Annotated in this window: 13 protein-coding genes and 2 pseudogenes; all 15 read left to right on the plus strand. The window is 36.9% G+C overall.

What is annotated here, in order from left to right; translation table 11 throughout:
• Window positions 1-145 precede the first annotated feature (145 nt).
• On the plus strand, window positions 146-1,564 hold the full coding sequence (gene gndA / locus SOP96_RS01775; protein ID WP_326319519.1) for an NADP-dependent phosphogluconate dehydrogenase: 1,419 nt from the start codon (window positions 146-148) through the stop codon (window positions 1,562-1,564).
• An 11-nt stretch (window positions 1,565-1,575) separates the two neighbouring features.
• Window positions 1,576-3,057, plus strand: a complete 1,482-nt coding sequence (gene zwf, locus SOP96_RS01780; protein ID WP_326319520.1) for a glucose-6-phosphate dehydrogenase — start codon at window positions 1,576-1,578, stop codon at window positions 3,055-3,057.
• Between the two features lie 18 nt (window positions 3,058-3,075).
• Window positions 3,076-3,789: a 6-phosphogluconolactonase gene (gene pgl, locus SOP96_RS01785; RefSeq protein ID WP_326319521.1), complete on the plus strand. Its 714-nt coding sequence runs from the start codon at window positions 3,076-3,078 to the stop codon at window positions 3,787-3,789.
• A gap of 513 nt (window positions 3,790-4,302) precedes the next feature.
• Window positions 4,303-4,572: a hypothetical protein gene (locus tag SOP96_RS01790; RefSeq protein ID WP_326319522.1), complete on the plus strand. Its 270-nt coding sequence runs from the start codon at window positions 4,303-4,305 to the stop codon at window positions 4,570-4,572.
• A 320-nt stretch (window positions 4,573-4,892) separates the two neighbouring features.
• Window positions 4,893-6,575: a T9SS type A sorting domain-containing protein gene (locus SOP96_RS01795; RefSeq protein ID WP_326319523.1), complete on the plus strand. Its 1,683-nt coding sequence runs from the start codon at window positions 4,893-4,895 to the stop codon at window positions 6,573-6,575.
• Window positions 6,576-6,579: 4 nt separating this feature from the next.
• The gene (locus SOP96_RS01800; protein WP_326319524.1) at window positions 6,580-9,852 is read left to right on the plus strand and encodes a hypothetical protein; all 3,273 of its coding nucleotides are present in this window, start codon (window positions 6,580-6,582) and stop codon (window positions 9,850-9,852) included.
• A 5-nt stretch (window positions 9,853-9,857) separates the two neighbouring features.
• Window positions 9,858-13,439, plus strand: coding sequence for a DUF6443 domain-containing protein (locus SOP96_RS01805; protein ID WP_326319525.1), 3,582 nt, complete (start codon window positions 9,858-9,860; stop codon window positions 13,437-13,439).
• 6 nt (window positions 13,440-13,445) lie between these two features.
• Window positions 13,446-13,868: a hypothetical protein gene (locus tag SOP96_RS01810; protein ID WP_326319526.1), complete on the plus strand. Its 423-nt coding sequence runs from the start codon at window positions 13,446-13,448 to the stop codon at window positions 13,866-13,868.
• A 263-nt stretch (window positions 13,869-14,131) separates the two neighbouring features.
• A complete protein-coding gene (locus tag SOP96_RS01815) occupies window positions 14,132-16,135 on the plus strand; it encodes a toprim domain-containing protein (protein ID WP_326319527.1) in 2,004 nt (667 codons plus the stop codon).
• Window positions 16,136-16,243: 108 nt separating this feature from the next.
• Window positions 16,244-17,068 (plus strand): tyrosine-type recombinase/integrase, encoded by an 825-nt coding sequence (locus tag SOP96_RS01820; protein ID WP_326319528.1) that lies wholly within the window; start codon window positions 16,244-16,246, stop codon window positions 17,066-17,068.
• Window positions 17,040-17,906 carry a tyrosine-type recombinase/integrase gene (locus SOP96_RS01825; RefSeq protein WP_326319529.1) on the plus strand — a complete coding sequence of 289 codons (867 nt, stop codon included), beginning with the start codon at window positions 17,040-17,042 and terminating at the stop codon, window positions 17,904-17,906. Before SOP96_RS01820 ends, SOP96_RS01825 begins: the two co-directional genes overlap by 29 nt.
• A 908-nt stretch (window positions 17,907-18,814) precedes the next feature.
• Window positions 18,815-19,000: pseudogene (locus SOP96_RS01830) on the plus strand (RHS repeat-associated core domain-containing protein); the annotation flags it as partial.
• A gap of 39 nt (window positions 19,001-19,039) precedes the next feature.
• Window positions 19,040-19,690, plus strand: coding sequence for a JAB-like toxin 1 domain-containing protein (locus SOP96_RS01835; RefSeq protein WP_411911972.1), 651 nt, complete (start codon window positions 19,040-19,042; stop codon window positions 19,688-19,690).
• A gap of 4 nt (window positions 19,691-19,694) precedes the next feature.
• Window positions 19,695-20,222, plus strand: coding sequence for a hypothetical protein (locus tag SOP96_RS01840; protein ID WP_326319530.1), 528 nt, complete (start codon window positions 19,695-19,697; stop codon window positions 20,220-20,222).
• 218 nt (window positions 20,223-20,440) lie between these two features.
• Window positions 20,441-21,461 (plus strand): annotated as a pseudogene (locus SOP96_RS01845) (hypothetical protein); the annotation flags it as partial.

Consider the following 21,461-nt stretch of genomic DNA (forward strand, 5'->3'; position numbering starts at 1 on the left):
ATAACATGGTATTAAAGTTTTTTTTACAGATTTAAATTTTAAGTCGATCTTTATAAATAACAATTTTTTCATCATTATTTTTTTCATCATTTCCATTTGCGTAATTTTATTCTCTGGAAACAGAATTTACAATAATATCAAGACAATGAAAGGATATAATTATGGGATGATCGGCCTCGGAGTGATGGGGAGAAATCTTCTCTACAACATTGCTGACAACGGATTCTCAATAGCAGGTTTTGACCTCGACGAGGGAAAAGTGCAACAGCTGAACGGTGACGCCACTTCAGAAATGCAAATCAAAGGAACTGCTTCTTTGGATGAATTTGTAGCTGCGTTGGAAACTCCAAGAAAAATCATCCTTATGGTTCCTGCAGGAATGCCGGTGGATGCCGTTCTGGAGAATATTTCACCATTATTGAGCAAAGGTGATATCGTTATTGATGCAGGAAACTCTTATTTTAAAGATACCGACAGACGTATTTCAGAGATGGCTGCAAAAGGTCTTCACTTTATGGGAATTGGCGTTTCAGGTGGTGAAAAAGGAGCGAGAACAGGGCCAAGCATTATGCCTGGAGGAGATTCTGAAGCATTCAGCCTTCTTAAACCGATGCTTGAAGCTATTGCTGCGAAAGTTGACGGTGAAGCCTGTACTGCCTACATGGGAAAAGGTTCAGCGGGGAACTATGTAAAAATGGTACATAACGGTATTGAATATGCCATCATGCAGCTCATCAGCGAAGCGTACGATCTTCTGAAAAAAGGAGCAAATCTTACCAATAATGAATTATACGAAGTTTTCAGAGACTGGAACAACGGAGAAATGAATTCATTCCTGATAGAAATTACCAGAGATATTTTTAAGCAGAAAGATGATCTTACCGATCAGGATCTTTTGGATCAGATTCTGGATAAAGCCGGTGCAAAAGGAACAGGAAAATGGACCTCGGAACAGGCCATGGAAATTGGAGTTTCCATCCCGACCATTGATATTGCCGTAACATCAAGAATTTTATCGGCTTATAAAGATGAAAGAATCCAGGCTTCGGAGCTGTATGCTGAAAAAGAAATTACCATCCCTGAAGACAAAGAAATATTCATCCGTGAAGTAGGAGAAGCGCTTTACCTTTCCACGCTTATCAGCTATGCACAGGGATTGGCATTACTCATCAAAGCTTCGGAAGAATACGGTTTCGGAATCCCGTTAAAAGATGTGGTGAAAATCTGGAGAGGTGGCTGCATCATCCGATCGCTGCTTCTTGAAAAGTTTTATTCCGCATATACGAAAAACCCTGAATTAACCAACATTTTACTTGATAAAGAAATTTCAGAACTGGTAAAATCTAAAATAAAATCTTTACGTAAAACTGCTGCTTTCGCCGTTTCAAACGGAATTCCTAGCTTAGGCATTCAGACCGCTTTAGGATATTTTGATGCGTATACTACAAAATCATTGCCGGTAAATCTTATTCAGGCACAAAGAGATTATTTCGGGGCACATACATACCAAAGAGTTGACAGAGAAGGGGTTTTCCACACAATTTGGAACAGTACAAAACAATAAAATTGCGGAAAATGAATGAAAATAAAATCCTGAGGCCGACCACGATTATCATCTTCGGAGCCACAGGCGATCTTGCAAAAAGAAAATTGTTCCCGGCATTTTATAATTTATATATTGACGGAAGAATGCCTAAAGGATTCAATATCCTCGCTTTGGGAAGGGCAGAAAATACAGATGAAAATTTTAAAAATTACGTAAAAGAAAATCTTGAACATTTCTCAAGGAAAAAACTTACTCAGGAAGACTGGGCCGGGTTTCAGGCGCATATTACGTATTTCAGACACCAGCTTGACGAAGAAAGTTCTTACGCAGATTTACAGAAAAAACTCAAAGAATTCGATACGGTTTACGGAACCAGGGCCAATCGGTTATTCTATTTATCCATCGGACCTAATTTTATCTCCACGATTTCCAATCACATTAAAAAAAGCGAGCTTGCTTCCGATCCTAAAAAAGACAGGATTATTATCGAAAAACCTTTCGGGCACGATAAACAGTCGGCGATTGAACTGAATCAGCTTCTTTCCGGAACATTTGAAGAAGAGCAAGTTTACAGGATTGATCATTATCTGGGGAAAGAAACCGTACAGAACATTCTGGCCTTCAGGTTCGGAAACTCTATTTTTGAGCCTTTGTGGGATCACAAACATATAGAATCGGTACAGATTACCGTAGCGGAGGAAGTAGGTGTAGAGACAAGAGGCAGCTTCTATGAACAGACCGGGGCACTGCGTGATATGATCCAGAATCATTTGCTGCAGATTCTCTGCATGGTTGCCATGGAACCTCCTGCAACCTTGGAATCCGGAGAAATAAGAGACCGTAAAGTGGATGTCCTGAAATCAATCCGGAGAATTCCCGCCGATAAAGTAGATCATTATGCCGTAAGAGGCCAGTACGGAAAAAATAACATCAATGGTTTTGAAGCTAAAGGTTACCGCCAGGAAAACGGAATTGCCCCGGATTCCAACACGGAAACGTTTGCGGCAGTAAAATTTTATCTGGATAATGAACGTTGGCAGGGTGTTCCTTTCTACGTGCGTACCGGTAAAAAAATGAAAGAAAAGCATTCTTATATTACCATTCAGTTTAAACCGCTCCCGAATTCCACTTTTTCAGATACGCAGCATCGTCTTGCGGCTAACAGGTTGGTTATCAATATTCAGCCGTTAATGGATATCAGGCTGCAGTTTATGGCTAAAAAACCCGGACTTACCCTGTCGCTTGAACCGGTAGAAATGATCTTCGACTATTTCGTATGTCAGGAAGATACTCCGGAAGCATATGAAACGCTATTGCTTGATGCGCTGTTGGGAGACCTTACTTTGTTCATGCGTTCCGATCAGGTGGAAGAAGCCTGGGACGTTGTAAAGACAATACAGGAAGCCTGGGAAAACAATAAAGATGCTTCTTTCCCAAACTATAAAGCCGGAAGCTGGGGCCCCGATGAAAGCTTTACGCTGGTGGAAAGGCAGGGAGATAAGTGGTGGTAACTTTTTAAATAAAGCAAAATGAATATCAGAATATTTGATGATTTGGATACATTATACACGGAAGCAGCAGATTTTTTTGCTGATCTTTCGGAAAAATCAATACGTGAAAAGGGGCGTTTTACCGTTGCACTGAGCGGCGGTTCTTCTCCAAAAGCCATATTTCAATTACTGGCAACAGAAAAATATGCAGGAAAAATTCAGTGGGATAAAATTTATTTTTTCTGGGTTGATGAAAGATGGGTTCCGCTAAATGATGAGAAAAGCAATGCGAGAATGACCTTCGAAACGCTGCTTGATAGAGTTCCTGTTTGTGAAGATCATATTTTTCCGATGTATAAAGCCAATATTACTCCGGAAAAGTACGCTCAGGAATACGAATCTTACATCCGGAATGTACTTGGTGACGAAGGTGTTTTTGATTTTATCCTTCTGGGAATGGGTGATGACGGCCATACAGCTTCGCTGTTTCCGGGTGAAGAAATTCTGAAGGAAAATGAAAGATGGGTCGACGCCTATTATCTGAAACCTCAGGAAATGCACAGAATTACGCTTACTGCACCTGTTATCAACAAAGCGGAAAATATTTTGGCCGTTGCATTCGGAGAATCTAAAAAGCATGCATTGAATGAAATCCTGAACGGAGATTACAACCCTGAATTATACCCGATGCAGCTTATTGAAAAAAAGGAAAATTTCCTTTTCTTTACAGATCATAAAGCAATGGGAAAATAAAAGAGATAAAAAGATGCCATTAGTCCTGCAGAATATTCTGTGGGATTTCTTGTTTTAGCCTAAGAATAAAATGATGAATTCCTATAGATCTTTTATGATCAATAATAGATAATAGATAATAAAAAAATATATTATACTAAGCTAAAAATCTACTACAGTAGAATAAAAATGCACTACAGTGAGATAAAAAACCGGTAAAGTATAATAAACAACTGTTACACTTTTCAAAATAACTCCTATAAGTAGAAAAAATTTAATACTCTGATGGATTTATATGATGTATTTTAATTAAAACAGACCTAATTAAGAAAAAAATCTACCATATAAATATTTAATATTGAGATGTATTATAAATCGTAGCAAAACAATATATTTATCCCATTAATTTAAAAACAAAATATCATGGGAATCTTAAAAGCGTATGTTCCAATTGCTGGTGTACTAAATAACTTCAGAGATTTGAACCTTTTTGAAGCAGAAAATCATTGATACAATGCAGCCTACCTTTCTGCCATGCAAAACAAAACGAATGAAGTGCGGGCAAAAGAAACGGGCGATGCAGTATTGCTCTTACAGAAAAAAACAACTCAGGAACTTTCCTTAAAGTACGTCATTGCATCACGCTCTGCCTTTTTCTTATCCAGCGGAATGAAACCCGACACGGAAATATTCATCCAGAATACTTTTGATGCGATTACCGCAAGAAGTAACGAGCAAAGCGCTCACCAGCAGCAACGGAAAGCTTTTACTTCTGCCAATAAAGGCCTTATAAAGAACAGGTAAAATCTTGGGGGTATAGGGTTCTTCGCAGTACCTCTTTACAGTAGACTTAGTGTTGCACTTTCTTTTTTTGGGGAATAGTTTCCAACCTTTTTTAGAGAAACTGCATCTCTAATGGTAACACGACAAGTTTTGTCGTTTCCGGGGAGTAGCTTTGCAAAAGGAATGATTTATAATAAAAATTTTAGCTAAAAAAATACATGAATGAAGCACAACAAGAACAGTATTTAACAAAAAAATAAGAAAGATCTGAAAAATATGGGGTTTTTACGGATGACTTTATAACATCAAAAAATTATTTTCGCAACTTTAATAACATCAATATGAATAAAATTTATTCCGGAGCAATTTTTCTATGCTCCGTTCTGGGCTTTTCTGCCCAGGAAGTAGTCTGGCAGAAAGACATTAAATCCTCCACCCAGGATTTCCTTTCCCAGGTTACCACGACCATTGACCAGCAATATCTGATAACCGGCAGTTCTATCCAGACCGGAAATAGCATGTCCAAAGCCGGAGGCAAAAGCCATTTGCCAGCAGCCAGCAGCCAGCAGCCCAACAACGGTTACGACTTTCATCTCATAAAGCTCAACCAGCAGGGCGAAGAAGCCTGGGAAAAATATTTCTCGGGGCAGAACCATGATTTTCTGTCTGCAACAGTGAATACACAAGAAGGAGGTTTCCTTCTGGCCGGAACGTCATTCAGCGGAAAAGGGCTGGATAAAAAAGACGATTCCAAAGGCGGAAGTGATTTTTGGCTGATCAGAATTAATGAATTCGGGGATGAATTGTGGCAGAAAACCATTGGCGGGGCTTCGGATGAAGAAGCCAGGGCGGTGATCCAGACGACCGATTTGGGATTCTTTGTGGCAGGAAATGTACAAAATTCTTCACAAGGTTACGGGTCCAAAGATGTTTTGGTCGTTAAATTAGATAAAAACGGAAAAGAATTATCCCAATTGGTATTGGGCGGAAAAGGATTAGATGAAGTAGAAAAAATGATTCCTACAAAGGACGGTGGTGCTTTGCTCGGGGCGTATTCCAGAAGTAAATCCTCCCCCAGCTCTTCCAAAGGAGGGGAGCAAGACCATTCAGCCCAACATTCAAAATCACTTTCCGGTTATGCAAAGTCTACCGAAAATTTTGGTGAAGGCGATTATTGGATTATCAAACTTTCAAAAGACGGGAAAGTGGAATGGGAAAAGAATTTCGGCGGAAATGGTGATGATCATCTAAGAACTTTGGCTTTAACATCCACAGGTTATTTAATCGGAGGCGAATCCAGATCGGAAAGATCGGGGAATAAAACGGTCGGAATTGAAGAAGGAACCGATTTATGGTTGGTTGCTCTTGATACGAACGGAAATGAGCAGTGGCAGAAATCCTACAACTTCAAGAACAGGGATGTGCTGATGGGAATGAGCGTGATTTCCTCCCCTAACCCCTCCAAAGGAGGGGGATCCGAGAACGTCAAAGGGGTTTTACTCGGAGGTTACACCCAGGCTGAAGGAAGAATAGAAAGTGATGATGAGACCTTCTGGATGCTGTATTTGGATCAGAATGGTAATGAACAGTGGCGAAAGCATGTGAAAGGAGAATCAAGGAAAAGGGAAGAAAGGCTTTCGGATATTAAATTGAACCGGGATGGCTCGATTGTTTTGGCCGGAACCAGTGCAGAGGAATTAGGAAAGGAAAACTGGAAAATTGTAAAGCTGGGTGACAGTCAGATTGACCAGCTGATTGTAAAGCAGGATATTAAAATTTACCCGAATCCGGTGAGTGAGTATGCGTATGTGGAGATTGGAATGGAAGATGGAAGCTGGAAGCTGGGTGACGGAAAGTCCGAGGCAGAAATTGTTGTGTATGATATGGGCGGAAGGCAGCTTCAGAGCCTGAAAACGAAGAATAAAGTCACGAAGATTAATACGCAGAGCCTGGTTCAGGGGGCGTATTTGGTGACCGTGAAAACCAATGATAAAACGGCGAGTGCTAAATTGATTAAAAAATAATACAATGAAAAAAAATATATTATTCGTTTTCACTATTTTGTTCTTATTTATTAACGGACAAAATAATATAGATAAATCCTTACCAGACATTAAACCACCATCTGTAGAAACATACAAATTCAGTATTTATGGTGTCGATTTTAACAATTCTTCTTCAGGAGAGTTTAGTTATAATTTTCCTTTTTATAATGTAGGTAGCAGTATCAGTATACCAGTAAACTTAGCATACAATAGTGGTGTTAAAGTAGACGATATTGGAGGTAATGCTGGTATTTCCTGGCAATTAATCGCAGGTGGAACAATATCAAGAATTGTGAGAGATGAGCAAGATGAAATTTCCTCGTCCGAATGGTTTCCGCAAACTATTGATGAAACGGCAGATGTCAACCAAATTAAAGGAGCAGCTCATCCGGATAACTCTATTGATACAGAATATGATTGGTTTAGTTTTTCGCTTTCTAATGGCCTTTCAGGACAATTCTACATTGATAAAAATTTGAACATTCATTACAATGGTGGCGATGGCTCAAGGTTATCAATAGTAGATAAAACTATAATGGTAACTCAGTATGGTAAAAATCTAGAATTCATTCTGACGGATAATCAAGGGAATAGATATTTTTTTGGAGGTGAAGAAAAATTTATGGAAAGAAGCCGAATTGATTATAAAGGAGCCGATAAATACTATACTTCTGGTTGGTACTTAGCAAAAGTGATTACAAATAAAAATGAAACTATCAATTTTGATTATGCTATTGAAAACACAAGATATTTTAACTCAATGGGAGCGTCTTTTACTGTATCTGAGAGTTGTTGTTCAGTTGGTGTTTACGAAAATAGTGGCATAACAAAAAACAAAACAACAATGTTTTCATTAAAACCGAGGCTTATAGCAATTGATGATGATAAAGTAAAAATTGATTTCATTTATAATAAGCAAAGAAAGGATCTACTTAATGATGATGGGAAATTGCTTACGTCAGTTGTTGTTCTCGCAAAACAAAATGGTGGCACAATCAAAAATTATCAATTAAACTATGATGATGTTAATGCTGGTTCAGTCGTAACCTATTATGGTTTGGCATTATCTGAACAGAGTACAGTTAATCGTCATTTTCTAAAAAGTGTAGAAGATATTATTTCAAAGCAAAAATTTAAATTTGAATATTATTCCAAGGAAAGTATTCCTGCAAGATTTAGCTTAGCTACTGATTTTTATGGTTATTCGAATGGCAAAAGTAATCAGACTCCTTTTGCTAATGTACAGGGACAGGTTCCGAACTATATATTTTCAAAAACTTCAGGTTGGGCTTCAGCCAATAAAGAAGTAGAACCTACGAGAACCTATTTGGGAAATTTAAAAAGGATATATTACCCTACAGGAGGTTATTCTGAAATAACTTATGAGTCAAATAGTTCTATGGAGCCTACCCAAGTAGAAGTTTTTGAAAATGCAGGATTAGATGTAACAAGAAATTGCAATAATCCTAAAACAGTCAGTAAGAAGTTTACTTTTACTTCTAACGGATCACCTATTAGTTACGCTGCATATGCTTCAACAGATTATTCAAACTGTGGACAACCTGATTATCACGAAATACATGCAATTACTATCAGAGATATTACAACAGGACAAAGTGTAAGAAGTCACAACGGAGACTATAATGTTGGTCTTGTTGCTAATAAAAATCTATGTTTTACAGGACTTTCTAGTGACATGAGTTGTCCTGTTCCTACAGTAAGTGGTCATATTTACGAAGTTCAATACTCTGTTACATCATACTTGGGAAGAATAGACGGAACAGTATCTATTGTCTACAATTCACATAATGAAATTCAAAATGTATTGAAGCATTTTGGAGGAAGCAGAGTAAAAAAAATTGAAGAAAATAACATGGAAAATGGCTCGTATACACGTTCATTTTTCTATACAAAATTGGTAGACAGAATATCACAGAGAACAAGCATTGCTAATATAATTCCTCCCAACACCTTTGATTATTTGATAACGAAAAGAAATTGTAAATTAGAATGTGCGGTACAACAACCTCCAACGACCGTTTTTTCTTCAACTCCAATTCCTGTATATCGTTTTTATAAAGATAATATTATTAGTGATTTCAATGACAGATCAAACAAAATATTTTATAAATCAATAACAGAATTAATTAATGGAAACAAAGTCATTGAAAGAAATTATCTGTATGAAGGAGATACAGATGCATCTGTTTATGATCCGCCCATTTTGGATGCTCCTCACAGCAATAGCGGTCAAATAAAACGAGGACTATTACAAAACGAAAAACAATACAGCTTTAAAAACGGCGATTTTGTGATTTTTAAAGAAATAGATAATATTTATTATTTTTCACAAAATTCGATAACATCGTTCATTTTCAGACAAAATTATTCATTTAATAATGGACAAATAATTTATCCTAATGAACAGATTGCCAATATATCATATACTTTCTATAAAAATTATTATGGATATTCTAAATTAATCGAGAGTCTTTCTAAGGAAAATATTGAAGGAAAAATAATGGAGACCAGATTGAATATTGATTACAATAATACTCAACATTTACAACGAAACTTAGAAAAGACAACTTCTCCCGACGGCAGCATCACCCAAACTACCTACCAATATGCCCACGAGAAGAACAACCAAAAGCTCATCAATGCCAATATAATTGGTATTCCTTTGGAGACTACGGTTATAAAAAAGCAGAATGCTTCTGATCAGGGCAAAACCATCTCCAAAACAGAAACAAAGTACGACAATCCGGCCCATTTATTTCCAACCTCTGTGCTTTCGTATGATCTGCGGACTACCGCTTCCACGGAAGTTACCTACGACCAATACGATTCCAAAGGCAACCTGCAGCAATACACCACCAAAGACGGCATCCCTACCGCTATTATCTGGGGCTACAACCAGACCCAGCCGATTGCTAAAATTGTGGGAGCTACCTATGCCCAGGTAAGCAGCCTGGCGGCGGCTACTATTTCAGCTTCGGATTTAGATGCCTCCAATCCTTCCAACGAAGCAGCATTAATTACAGCTTTGGATAATTTCAGGAAAGACAGCACAATGGCAGGGTACCAGATCACAACGTATACGTACGATCCATTGATTGGTGTTACGACCATTACCCCTCCATCAGGAATACGGGAAGTATATATTTACGATGCTGCCAACAGGCTGAAAGAAATCAGAGAAAGTTCCGCCACCGGAAAGCTGTTAAAAGAATTTAAGTACAACTACAAAAACTAAGACTGATGAAAAAAATATTAATCCCCATTGGCGCTTTGCTGATATCCGGTTTATCCCAGGCACAGCTTACCAATACGGAAAACTACGTGTATTCCAAAACCTATTTAGATTATAACGGAACCACGGCTACCAAAACTTCAGAAACCGTACAATATTTTGATGGGTTGGGAAGACCCAAGCAGGTGGTGAATGTAAAAGCTTCCCCAACGGGAAAAGATGTGGTAACCCACATTGAATATGATGGCTTCGGGAGACAGGTAAAAGATTTCCTCCCGGTTCCGCAGCAGGGAACACAAAACGGAGCCATCTACACCTCTCCATTGAGCAATGCCACCCAGCCTGCACTGTACGGCCAAGAGAAAATCTTTTCAGAGAAAATCCTGGAAAGCTCTCCTTTAGACAGGATCTTACAGCAGAAGCAGGTGGGCAATGATTGGAGCAACAAACCGGTACAGTTCGCGTACGATGCCAATACCACAGCAGATGCCGTTAAAAAATACAACTTAGTAACCACTTGGGAAAACGGAGCCACAAAGTCTGGGTTTATCCCAACGACTGCTTACGCTGCTGCGCAGCTGTATAAAAACACGGTAACCGATGAAGACGGCAACCAGACCATCGAATTCAAAAACGGGGAAGGCCAGGTGGTACTCGTAAGAAAGATGCTCAGTGCCACGGAAAAAGCCGACACCTATTATGTATATAACGAATTCAATCAGTTAGCGTATGTCATTCCTCCGCTGGCTGCTGTTTCCGGAGTTACTGATGAGACAACATTAAACAATCTGTGTTACCAGTACCGCTACGACGGCAGGAACCGTTTGGTAGAAAAGAAGCTTCCGGGAAAAGGCTGGGAATATATGCTGTATGATAAGCAGGACAGGCTTATACTTACCCAGGATGCAAATTTAAGAAACGGAGAAGCGTTTCTATCAACAGGGATGGGAGACAATCTTTGGCTGTTTACCAAATATGATAAATTCGGCAGGGTAGCATACACAGGAATTACCCAAGGAGGAAGCCGGGCTTCCCTGCAAAACAGCATCAATTCCGGTACTGCCAACCCGCAAAACGAAAGCAGGACTACAAGTAATCAGTTTTCTGTAAATGCAGACATCCTATACACCAATAACGCATTCCCCACTAATGTCATAAAAGTCCTTTCGGTAAATTATTATGATACATATCCACCGGGAATGCCCGTGGCTATCCCTACCCAGATTTTGGGCCAGGCTGTACTGACACAGGACTCCCAAAACTCCGCCATCAGTACCAAAAGCCTGCCCACTGCTTCGTATATAAAAAACATCGAAAATGACAGCTGGACACAAAACTATACATGGTACGATACCAAAGGAAGAACCATAGGTACCTACAGCCAGAACCACCTGGGCGGTTTTACCAGAACAGAAACCCTGCTGGATTTTGCAGGAATTCCACAGAAGACAGATACTTACCATTCCAGAAACGGCGGCGAGCTGGTACAGGTGAAGGAAAGGTTTGTATATAATGCACAGAACATGCTTCTGAAACATTATCACCAGGTAAACAGCAATCCTGAAGAACTATTGGCAGAAAACAGCTACAATGAAAAAGGGCAGCTTATCAACAAAAAAGTAGGAAACAACCTTCAGAGTATAGATTATGCCTACAATATCCGGGGTTGGATGACCGGGATTAACCCGGAGGCAACCTCATACATGGGAAGCAAGCTTTTTGGGTACGATATCCGGTATCAGAATCCTACCGATGCCTCTTTGTCTCCCAAGAGGTACAACGGGAATATCTCGGAAGTAAATTGGAGAGTATCCTCGAACCAGATCCTGAAAAGATATGCCTACCAGTATGATGGCTTGAACCGCCTTACCCAGGGCATCTTTTTAAATCCGGATTTCTCAATACCACAAAACGATTGGAATAATGAAGAGGTAACCTATGATAAAAATGGCAATATTGAAAACCTTAGCAGAAATGCCAAAAGCTTTTACAGTGACAATGCGGAAAAAATAGATGACCTGGAATACGTTTATTCGGGCAACCGCCTGGTAAAGATAGTAGATCACAGCTTCAATCCTACAGGATATGAAGGAGGCAGTAATGCCATAGGATATGACGAAAACGGGAATATGATCAGTATGCCGGATAAGCAGATTAATCAGATCGGGTACAACTACCTGAATCTCCCCAATTCACTGAATATTGAGAACAATAAGAAAAAACTGTTTCATTTGTATCGAGCAGACGGCTCTAAGCTTAAAAAGATATTAAATTATCTAAAGGATGATGGCAATACCTTTACCACCATTACAGAATACTTAGACGGTTTTCAGTATCTTACGACAATGGGTACAGCACCCAATGAATTTGATCCTATGGAATTTGCCTACGAGCAGGAAGCATTTATAGAGAAAATATTGCAGGAAGAACCCATTGCTGCCCTTCAGTTTTTCCCTACTGCGGAAGGATTTTACGATTATGAAAATAATGAGTATATTTACCAGTACAAAGATCATTTAGGAAACGTAAGGGTGAGCTATAAAAAAGACTCTAATGGCTATGCTGAAATTACCGACCAGAATGATTACTATCCTTTCGGGATGAATATCCTGAGGGAAGAGAAGGCGATTTTTGGGGTAAATAGCCTGTACAATTATAAGTACAACGGAAAGGAGCTACAGGAGACGGGAATGTATGATTACGGCGCAAGATTTTATATGCCCGATATTGGAAGGTGGGGTGTGGTAGATCCATTGGCGGAGAAAATGACACGTCATAGTCCTTACAATTATGCGTTCAACAATCCGATTAGATTCATAGACCCTGATGGAAGATCTGGAAAGGATTGGGTTCAGAACGGGAATCAAATTTTCTTTGATGCATCAGTAAAATCTCAGGAAGATGCTTCTTCTAAATATGGAGATACCGCAAAGCACTTAGGAGAAGGTAGCACATTAACTACAAGAGTAAATGAAGAAGCTGCTACAACATATACATTCCATAATAACGGAACGGTAAGTAGTGATTTAGGAGCTTTAGATAATAGATTTGACCATACAACTCTAGGAGGAACAACTATTATGGCTTCTAATCCTGTAGGTGGTTATGGGGCATTAAATTTCGGAAATGTTGCTACAGGAGCTGTTGTAGAACAAAGTTCAGGGATTGCAAGAGTAGGATCTAATTACAAGCTTTATACTGCTACTCAAACGGGGCGTGTTTTTTATGGTAATCAATATGTAAAAACTATTGGCGTTTCCAAAATTGGAACAGGAATAGGAATTGGTGGAGCTTTAATAGGATTAGGATTGGATGCATATGGAGTTGTACAATATACAAAAAATCCTGCTTCTCCAGAGGCAGTTACACCTACAAAGGCAGCTACAAATACAGGGATGTCAGCGTGGGGAATTTTAGGCGGACCTTATGGAGTTGCTGTAGCTGCTGCTTATAGTGGAGTGGAAGCAATATATCCGGGAGGTGTAGAAGGAGCGATGAATGATAATGCTAAATTCCAGTCAGAATTAGATAACGGAGTGAATAAAGCAGGTCCGAATAGGGTATATATCATTCCAAGAGGTCCAAAATAGTGAAATATGGAGAAAGCTAAAAGATATTATCATTACTTCTATTATAAAATATATTGTTTCATAGATTATACTTCGGAGCAAATGGGAGGGAAATTTTTAACTGATTTAAAAACCGGAATTGCTGTAGGAGCCTTAGAATTTTGGCTGATAATCTCATTTTTAAACTATTACAATATTTATATTGATAGGGATGTCAATTTTTCTAAGAATGTTTATATTATAATAGGTTTGTTTTTAGCATTAATAAAATACTTGATGTTTGTTAGAACTGACGAATGGAAAAGATATTTTGAAAAGTTTGATGCTTTGCCTAGAGAAGTCAATAAAAAAGGCGGTTGGATAGTTTTTGGAATAACAGTATTTATCATTTTGAACTTAATTTTATCCTTTTATCTGATGATGCAAATAGACTGGAGTAAATATAGATAGCAAAATCCCGCTCTCGCGAATTGTAATCCGTGAGCAACAATAAAGAACCCACTGCAATTGCGGTGGGTTTTGTTATTTAGCAAACGCCTGTTTCGTTTTAAAATTTTGGATAATGTTATCTACAAGAAAGAACAGATGTTCTTTGGTTGCAGGATCAAGCTTATCAATATCTTCAATGCGCTTCATTAGTATTTAAGGCAGAGAGAAAAACACAAAGTCAACATAAAAATGCAGAGGAAGGGCGGACAGCTTTCTTAGAAAAGATGTTCGCCTATTTTAAAAATGCTTTGCATAGTTCCAAACCTGCGAGAGAATATATAGAGAAAAGGGGCTTGGAGCCCAGCCAAATTGAAATTGGTTACAACTCGGGACAGTTCCATCACGGGGAAAGAAAAAACGAAGAGTTGATAAATAATGCTTTAGAAACAGGATTATTATTAGATAAAGGACTCATCAACAACAGAACCAAAGAAAAAGCGTATCAGGTTTTTGCCAATAAATGTATTATTTTTCCTTTAAAAAACAGGGAGAATAAAATCGTAAGCATTTACGGAAGAAGCATTTTAGAGAACAAAAACGGTAAACATTTTTATCTAAAAAATAGAAAAGGAATTTATCCAGGCTATCCGAAATCAGACACTAAAAAACTGATATTAACAGAAGCAATCATCGATTGTGCAAGTTTACTCCAGATAAAGCCAATTGCAAATAGCTATTCGCTAATGGCCTGCTTCGGAACCAATGGATTGAATGAGGAGATTTTACAGGCAATAAAAGAACTCAAAGAATTAGAAGAAATTATCTTTTGTTTTGACCAGGATAAAGCGGGGAAAACCGCAGTAGAAAAGTACAGTAATTTGATAATGAATGAATTTGAAAATTTGAAAATTACAAGCGTTGAATTGCCAAACAATGATGTAAATGAGACTTTGCAGTTACATGATGAAAGTATTTTTACAGAATTACTGAGTAATCGGAAAGATATTTTTCTTTCAACTGAAGGAGATTCCTCGATTCCTCGGAATGACAAGCGCACTGTCATTCTGACGAAGGAAGAATCTCCAAAAGCAGAACCCAAAACAGCAGCAGAATTTTTACAACAAAAAGATCTGCTAAAGAATTTAAACCAGCTGATTGAAAAAGCCGGAATTATCGGGGAGGAAAACAGCCGCCTTCTACTCTTTTTAATTACGATAAGTTACTTAAATAAAAGTCCGTTACACGGAATTGTCCAGGGAAGTTCGGGAAGCGGAAAAACGCATATTATCAGCAGAATTGCGGACTTGATGCCACAGGAAGACGTGCTAAGATTTACGAGAATAACCGAATCAAGTTTATACAATTGGGGCGAATTTGATTTATTCCAAAAGATAATAATTATTGAAGATTTAGACGGATTAAAAGAAGATGCTTTGTATGCGCTGAGAGAATTTATCAGCAATCAGGTATTAAGAAGTTCCGTAACCATCAAGGATAAAAAAGGAAACAATAAATCTTCCCATAAAATCGTGAAAGGTCAGTTTAGCAGTTTGAGTGCAACGACAAAAGGCGAAACCTACGAAGACAATATGAGCAGGAGTTTTTTATTGGCAGTCGATGAAAGCAAAGAACAGACACAGAGAATTATCGAATATCAGAACCGCAGAAATGCAGGAGAAATCGACAGGAACGAACAGGAAAAAGCAATCGGTTTTATACAGAAGTTAGTGCGAAATTTAAAGCATTATGAAGTGATAAATCCTTTTGCGACAAAACTCAATCTTCCCGAAAAGGTGCATAAAATAAGGAGATTGAACGAAATGTATCAAGCTGTAATTAAGCAGGTAACATTTATCAATCAATATCAGAGAGAAGTTAAAAACGGTTATCTCATTACAGAAATCGAAGATATAGAACAGGCTACAGAAGTATTGTTCGAGAGTATCGTTTTAAAAGTGGATGAATTAGACGGAAGTTTAAGACAGTTCTACGAAAGACTGAAAAAGTATGTAAAGAATGAGAACCAGGAATTTATTCTAAGAGAAATAAGGCAGGAATTTAACATCAGTAAAACACAGATGTTTAGATATATACAAGCATTGACGGAATTAGATTACATCAAACAAACAGGAGGTTTTTCTAATAAAGGAATAAAATATAAAATCAGCTATTGGGATAATCACCAAAAATTGAGAAGCGAAATTAAAGAGTTTTTGAGTGAACAAATACGACAGTTGAAGAACGCCAGCGGAACACCACAGGAACACAAAAGAAACGCTAAAATATAGGGTTACGACAGAAAGAAATACGATGAATAAAGGATTTACAGAGAAAATAAAATCTTGCGTTCCAAAATTTAAAATATTGAGTAAGCAAAACCATCATACTTAATACAAATGAATGAAGAAACTATATTATTATTTAGAAAAGAATTACAAAATCTAGGCTACTGTAAAACCGTTATAAACTCCTATCCAAAGCAGATTGCAAAGTTTTTAAAATATATCCGGAAAGAAAATTTTGAAGTACAAAGCAAAGACATTTTAGAGTACTATAATTATCTGAAAACAATCATAAGTTCAAGAACGAAAAAGCCATTAAGCGATAATTATCTCCATACTATCTTACTATCTATCAAACTCTATTTTGATTATTTGCAAAGAACCGGAACCATAAAAATCAATCCTTATCAACTGAAAATAAAGCAACCAAAATCAGAAGAAAGAAAAGTATTTACGAAAGAAGAAATTGAAAAGCTATATGCTAAAAGCAGTAAGCTACAAACCATCATATTGCATCTGTGTTATGCGTGTGGACTGAGAAGAAATGAAGCAGGAGAACTGAAAATAAACGATATAGATTTAGAAAATTGTTTACTGTATATCAGAAAAGGAAAAGGTAAGAAACGAAGAGTGATACCATTTACAAAGCAGGTTCAGAAAGATATTAAAGATTTTATTTTTTCATCTGAAGGAAAAGAATATTTATTGAACATTACAGCAACAAGAATCTACGAAGAATTTAAAAGACTACTCAAAAAAGCAGAGTTGAATAATCAAGGATTTACACTTCATTGCCTAAGACATACGATTGCTACACAACTTCTGGAACAGGGAATGGAACTTGAAAAAGTAAGAGATTTTTTAGGACACGAATATTTAGGAACGACCCAAATCTATACAAGAATCAATTATGGAACTGGAAAATTATTTGCACAATGAATTATCTGAAGGAACAATAAAAACCTATCTCTACGAAATAGAAAAGTTCAAAAAGCATTACAGAAATCCTGAGAAAATCGGCTATCAAAATCTAATGGAATATGTAGAATTATTAAGAAAAAACTATAATCCTCAAAGCGTAAAAAGAACCGTTTATGCCATCAAAAAATACTACGATTATTTAGTAGAAACAGGAAAGGTAAAAACCAATATTGCAACCAATATCAAGATAAAAGACGGAAAAGAAAATCCGATACAATTACAGGAACTGCTCACGGAAAAAGAACTGCAAAAGCTTTTAGAACCGAGAGAAGAACGTTATCCGATATTAGAAAAAAGGAATCAAATTATAATGAGTTTACTGGTAAATCAGGCGTTATTGGTTGGAGATATCGAGAAATTAAAGATTGAAGATTTAGATCTGAAAAATGCAAAAATAAAAGTTGAGAAAACAGGAATAACAAACAGCAGAATATTAGATTTAAAAGCAGAACAGATATTGTTGTTCTATCAATATTTACAGGAAGAAAGAGGAAAATTAGAAACGTTCAGAACCGAAACAGAAAACTATTTTTTACTCGGAAAATTAGGAACGAGAATCAGAAAAGAAGACATTAATTATTTGGTCTCAACCTATCAGAAACAGTTTACAAAACGACTGACTTCCACAAGAATCCGACAAAGTGTAATAAAATTAAAATTAGATAACGGAGAAAACTTACGAAAAGTGCAATATTTTGCAGGACACAAACACGCAGATACAACCGAGAAATACAAAGAAACCGGAATCAATGCATTACAAACAGCGATTAATCAGTTCCATCCGCTTGCATTTTGAATTAAATATCCCGCCCTCCGAATAAAAAAGACATTTTCTCCAAAGCTTGCCTGAAGCTTTTCCAACGCTTTAATGCCACAGCAAATTACATAATCAAAATTATACGCAAACCCATCGCCAAACGTTGTTCTCCGTTCCGCTCTGCTCCACTGCGCACAAATCCCTCATTGCCTATAATTTGGGATTATGTAAAATGCTTTCCTTTTGTTTGGGCAAAGCCCGCACAATCCAACGCTTTTAGCCAACGCTTCCCCGAATCTTCCCAGCTCCGAAAAATACCTTTTTCTCCACCGCTGCAACCACCCGAATCAAGGAAAAATGCGCCATCGCTTTTGAAAGTTATCCGTAGAAAATGAAGTTGGTAAAAGAACAGAAATGTGGATTTGTGGAAAAATCCGGACTGAATCCAGGCGCAGTTTTTCCCACAAGTCCACATCTACAACAACAGCGACAATAATACAATTATTTACCCATAAAAAGATAAAGAATGATTACTACTTCTAAAAAAGGAGTTAAAGCTTTTAGAAATTGTGTTATTGATTTTAAAAGTTTAGTAAATATTTTCATAACAAATAAAATTTAATTAATAAAAACAAAGGTAGAGATCGTCAAGCCTCTTATTTTGACAAAATGAAGTGAGTTACTTGCAGATTTTACCCTCATATTTAATTTTTGACAAAAATATAATTGCTGTCAAAAAAAAGTTGTGACGCGCTTTTAAGTCCCTATTTATAAGCAATCCAAAATTTATTTTCTTCAATTGAAATAAAAATCTACACGGAATTTTATTTTTCAACTGAATTAAATTTTTATATTTGAAATAAGCGAGCGAGAGCAGACGATCACAGTGTAAAGCCTCGCGCGAGAAAATCCGGAGTAGGAAGTTTTGGAAAATGTGAGCGGGATTATACAATTATAAGTACAACGGCAAAGAACTGCAGGAGACGGGAATGTATGATTATGGGGCGAGATTCTATATGCCGGATATCGGAAGATGGGGTGTGGTAGACCCTTTAAGCGAAAAATACCGAAGACATTCTACCTATGCTTATGCTGTAAATAATCCTATACGTTTTATTGATCCCGATGGAAGACAAGCTGAAGATAAGATTAAAATTTTTAATAATGGTAAAATAGAAAGAACAAAAGATAATAACACTTATGACACTGTTACTAATGAAAGTGAATCCGAATCTATTCAGATTGCACGATTAAATGTGTCGGAGTCAAATCCTACAGGAGATTCGCAAATTGGAGAAGCTAAAACAGTTCCTTTTACAACACCTGGTCATGATGGCGTTCCAGGAGGAACTGAATTCACGTATTTACAAATTAAAGATAATAATGTAGCTGATCAATTTTTTGAATTTGCAGCGAATAATACTAAAGTTGAATTTGGACAAGATAGGTTTAGTTTCTCTGATGGATACTCTACTAATATTATTGGTACTAATCACTCTACTAATGAAAACGCTAATTCTATTAATGTTTTAAATTTTACTGATATAAGTGAACCTGGATCTTCATCTCGTCATTTTATCAATAATGCAACTCAAGAAGAACGAGTTCATTCACACCCTCCTGGTTCTGAATGGGCTCCTTCAGGATTTAATGCTTATCGTGATAGAAAGACAGGTAAGGTTATAACTGAAACAGGATTAAATGCAGGTGACCGCAAAAATTATGATAATAGAATTAAAAATATGTATCAATATACTCCAGGAGTAGGTTATTTTAGATACAATAATAAGACAGCTACACATACTGGAAATAAGAAAAATTAGAAATATGAAAAATTATTTTTTTTGGATTTGCATGTTAATATTTTTAAGTAGTTGCAAAAATCATATTCAAAGTCAAAAAAAAAGTAATCTTTATCAAACTATTGTTAAAGCATTTATTGAGGATAGAAATTCAGATACAAAGATTGACCCACAAGAAAATATTCTCATAATAGGTGCCAATACAAGTGAAAATATAGATAATGCTTATTGGGTAGATATGGCTTTTGTTAATCCAAAATTATTACAAAATTTTGAGTACAAAAAAGTATATATGATTGATGGTTATAAACTAATTATTGATGAATCATTAAATAAATCAAATAAATTAAATAATTCATTTATAGAAACAAAATATGAAAATTTTAATTTAGCAATTGTCTTAATAGAATATAGTCTTAAAAATTGGCATATTACATTTAATTCTAATAATGAAATTATTCGTATATCTCCAAAAAACAAATCAAAGGAAATTAAAGATTTATTAATAAAAAAAGGAGTGAAATTTAGTAAAGATTTTGATGACTTAGAATAGTTAATGTATCAAAAGAATTTTCTCCCGCTGCGCAAAGTCTCTGACTTTGAATAGATAAAAATAAACCCTCGCATTTTGCGAGGGTTTTTGTTTTATAGTGCAGCTACATTGTTATTAAAGAAGTCTTAAAATTTTTTGGTGGTAAGCATTTCATCTCACAAAACGAATACAACAAACTTTCGCAGCTTCAAACCAAAAAAGTAGGTGGAACAAGCGCAATGGTTCCTTTGCAAACAGTAGATTACACCTATAACATCCGGGGTTGGATGATCGGGATTAACGATCCGAATAATCTGGGAGGTGATCTTTTCGGATATAAAATCAAGTATAATCAAGTGGAAGGACTGCAAACACCCGATACATCAGAAACCTCTTTACAGGTTCTTCCCAAATACAACGGAAATATTGCCGAAGTAGACTGGAAAACAGGAGTAAGCGCCAACGAGTCCCTGAAAAGATACGGATATGTATATGATGGTCTTAACCGTTTATCGGCAGGATTTTATCAGAACGAAACCAATCCTTCTCTGAGGGAATATTACGAAAAAGCAACCTATGACCTGAACGGAAACATTAAAACCATTAAAAGAACCGCCCAAAGAATGGGGGCAACTGCCCTGTTGATCGATAATCTTACCTATGATTACGAAAACAGCAATATGAGCAACAGGTTGCAGAAGGTGAAAGATGCTGTTACCATCGGACAGGGATTCCCTTATAAAGCCACTCCGACTAATATCGGGTATGACGACAACGGGAATATGACTTCTTTTCCGGATAAAAATATTTCATCCATTGAATATAATTATTTAAATTTACCAAAGAAGATCACTCAGAATGTTCAGGTAACAGATTATGTATACCGTGCAGACGGGGTGAAAGTGAAGAAGCTCTTTGGAGGTTTGCAGACGGATTACCTGGATGGCTTCCAGTATAAATCTACCTACCCAAGTGAAACGGATGGTTATATTGACACTTCTGAGCCAACAGAAATAAAATTGAGAATTATTCCAAATCCGGAAGGATATTTTGATGCTTTAAGGAATAAGTATTATTATAATTTTACGGATCATTTGGGGAACATACGTTTAAGCTATAGTGATGCTAATGGAGATGGTATTGTAACAGGAGATATTGTGATTGAAAATTGCCAGACGTTTCCCGATGGCAGTATGGCATGCAACAACTATATTACACCCGGCGAAGCAGAGGGGGTAAACAATTATTATCCTTTTGGGT

The organism is Chryseobacterium salviniae (genome assembly GCF_035819015.1).
GTDB lineage: Bacteria > Bacteroidota > Bacteroidia > Flavobacteriales > Weeksellaceae > Chryseobacterium > Chryseobacterium salviniae.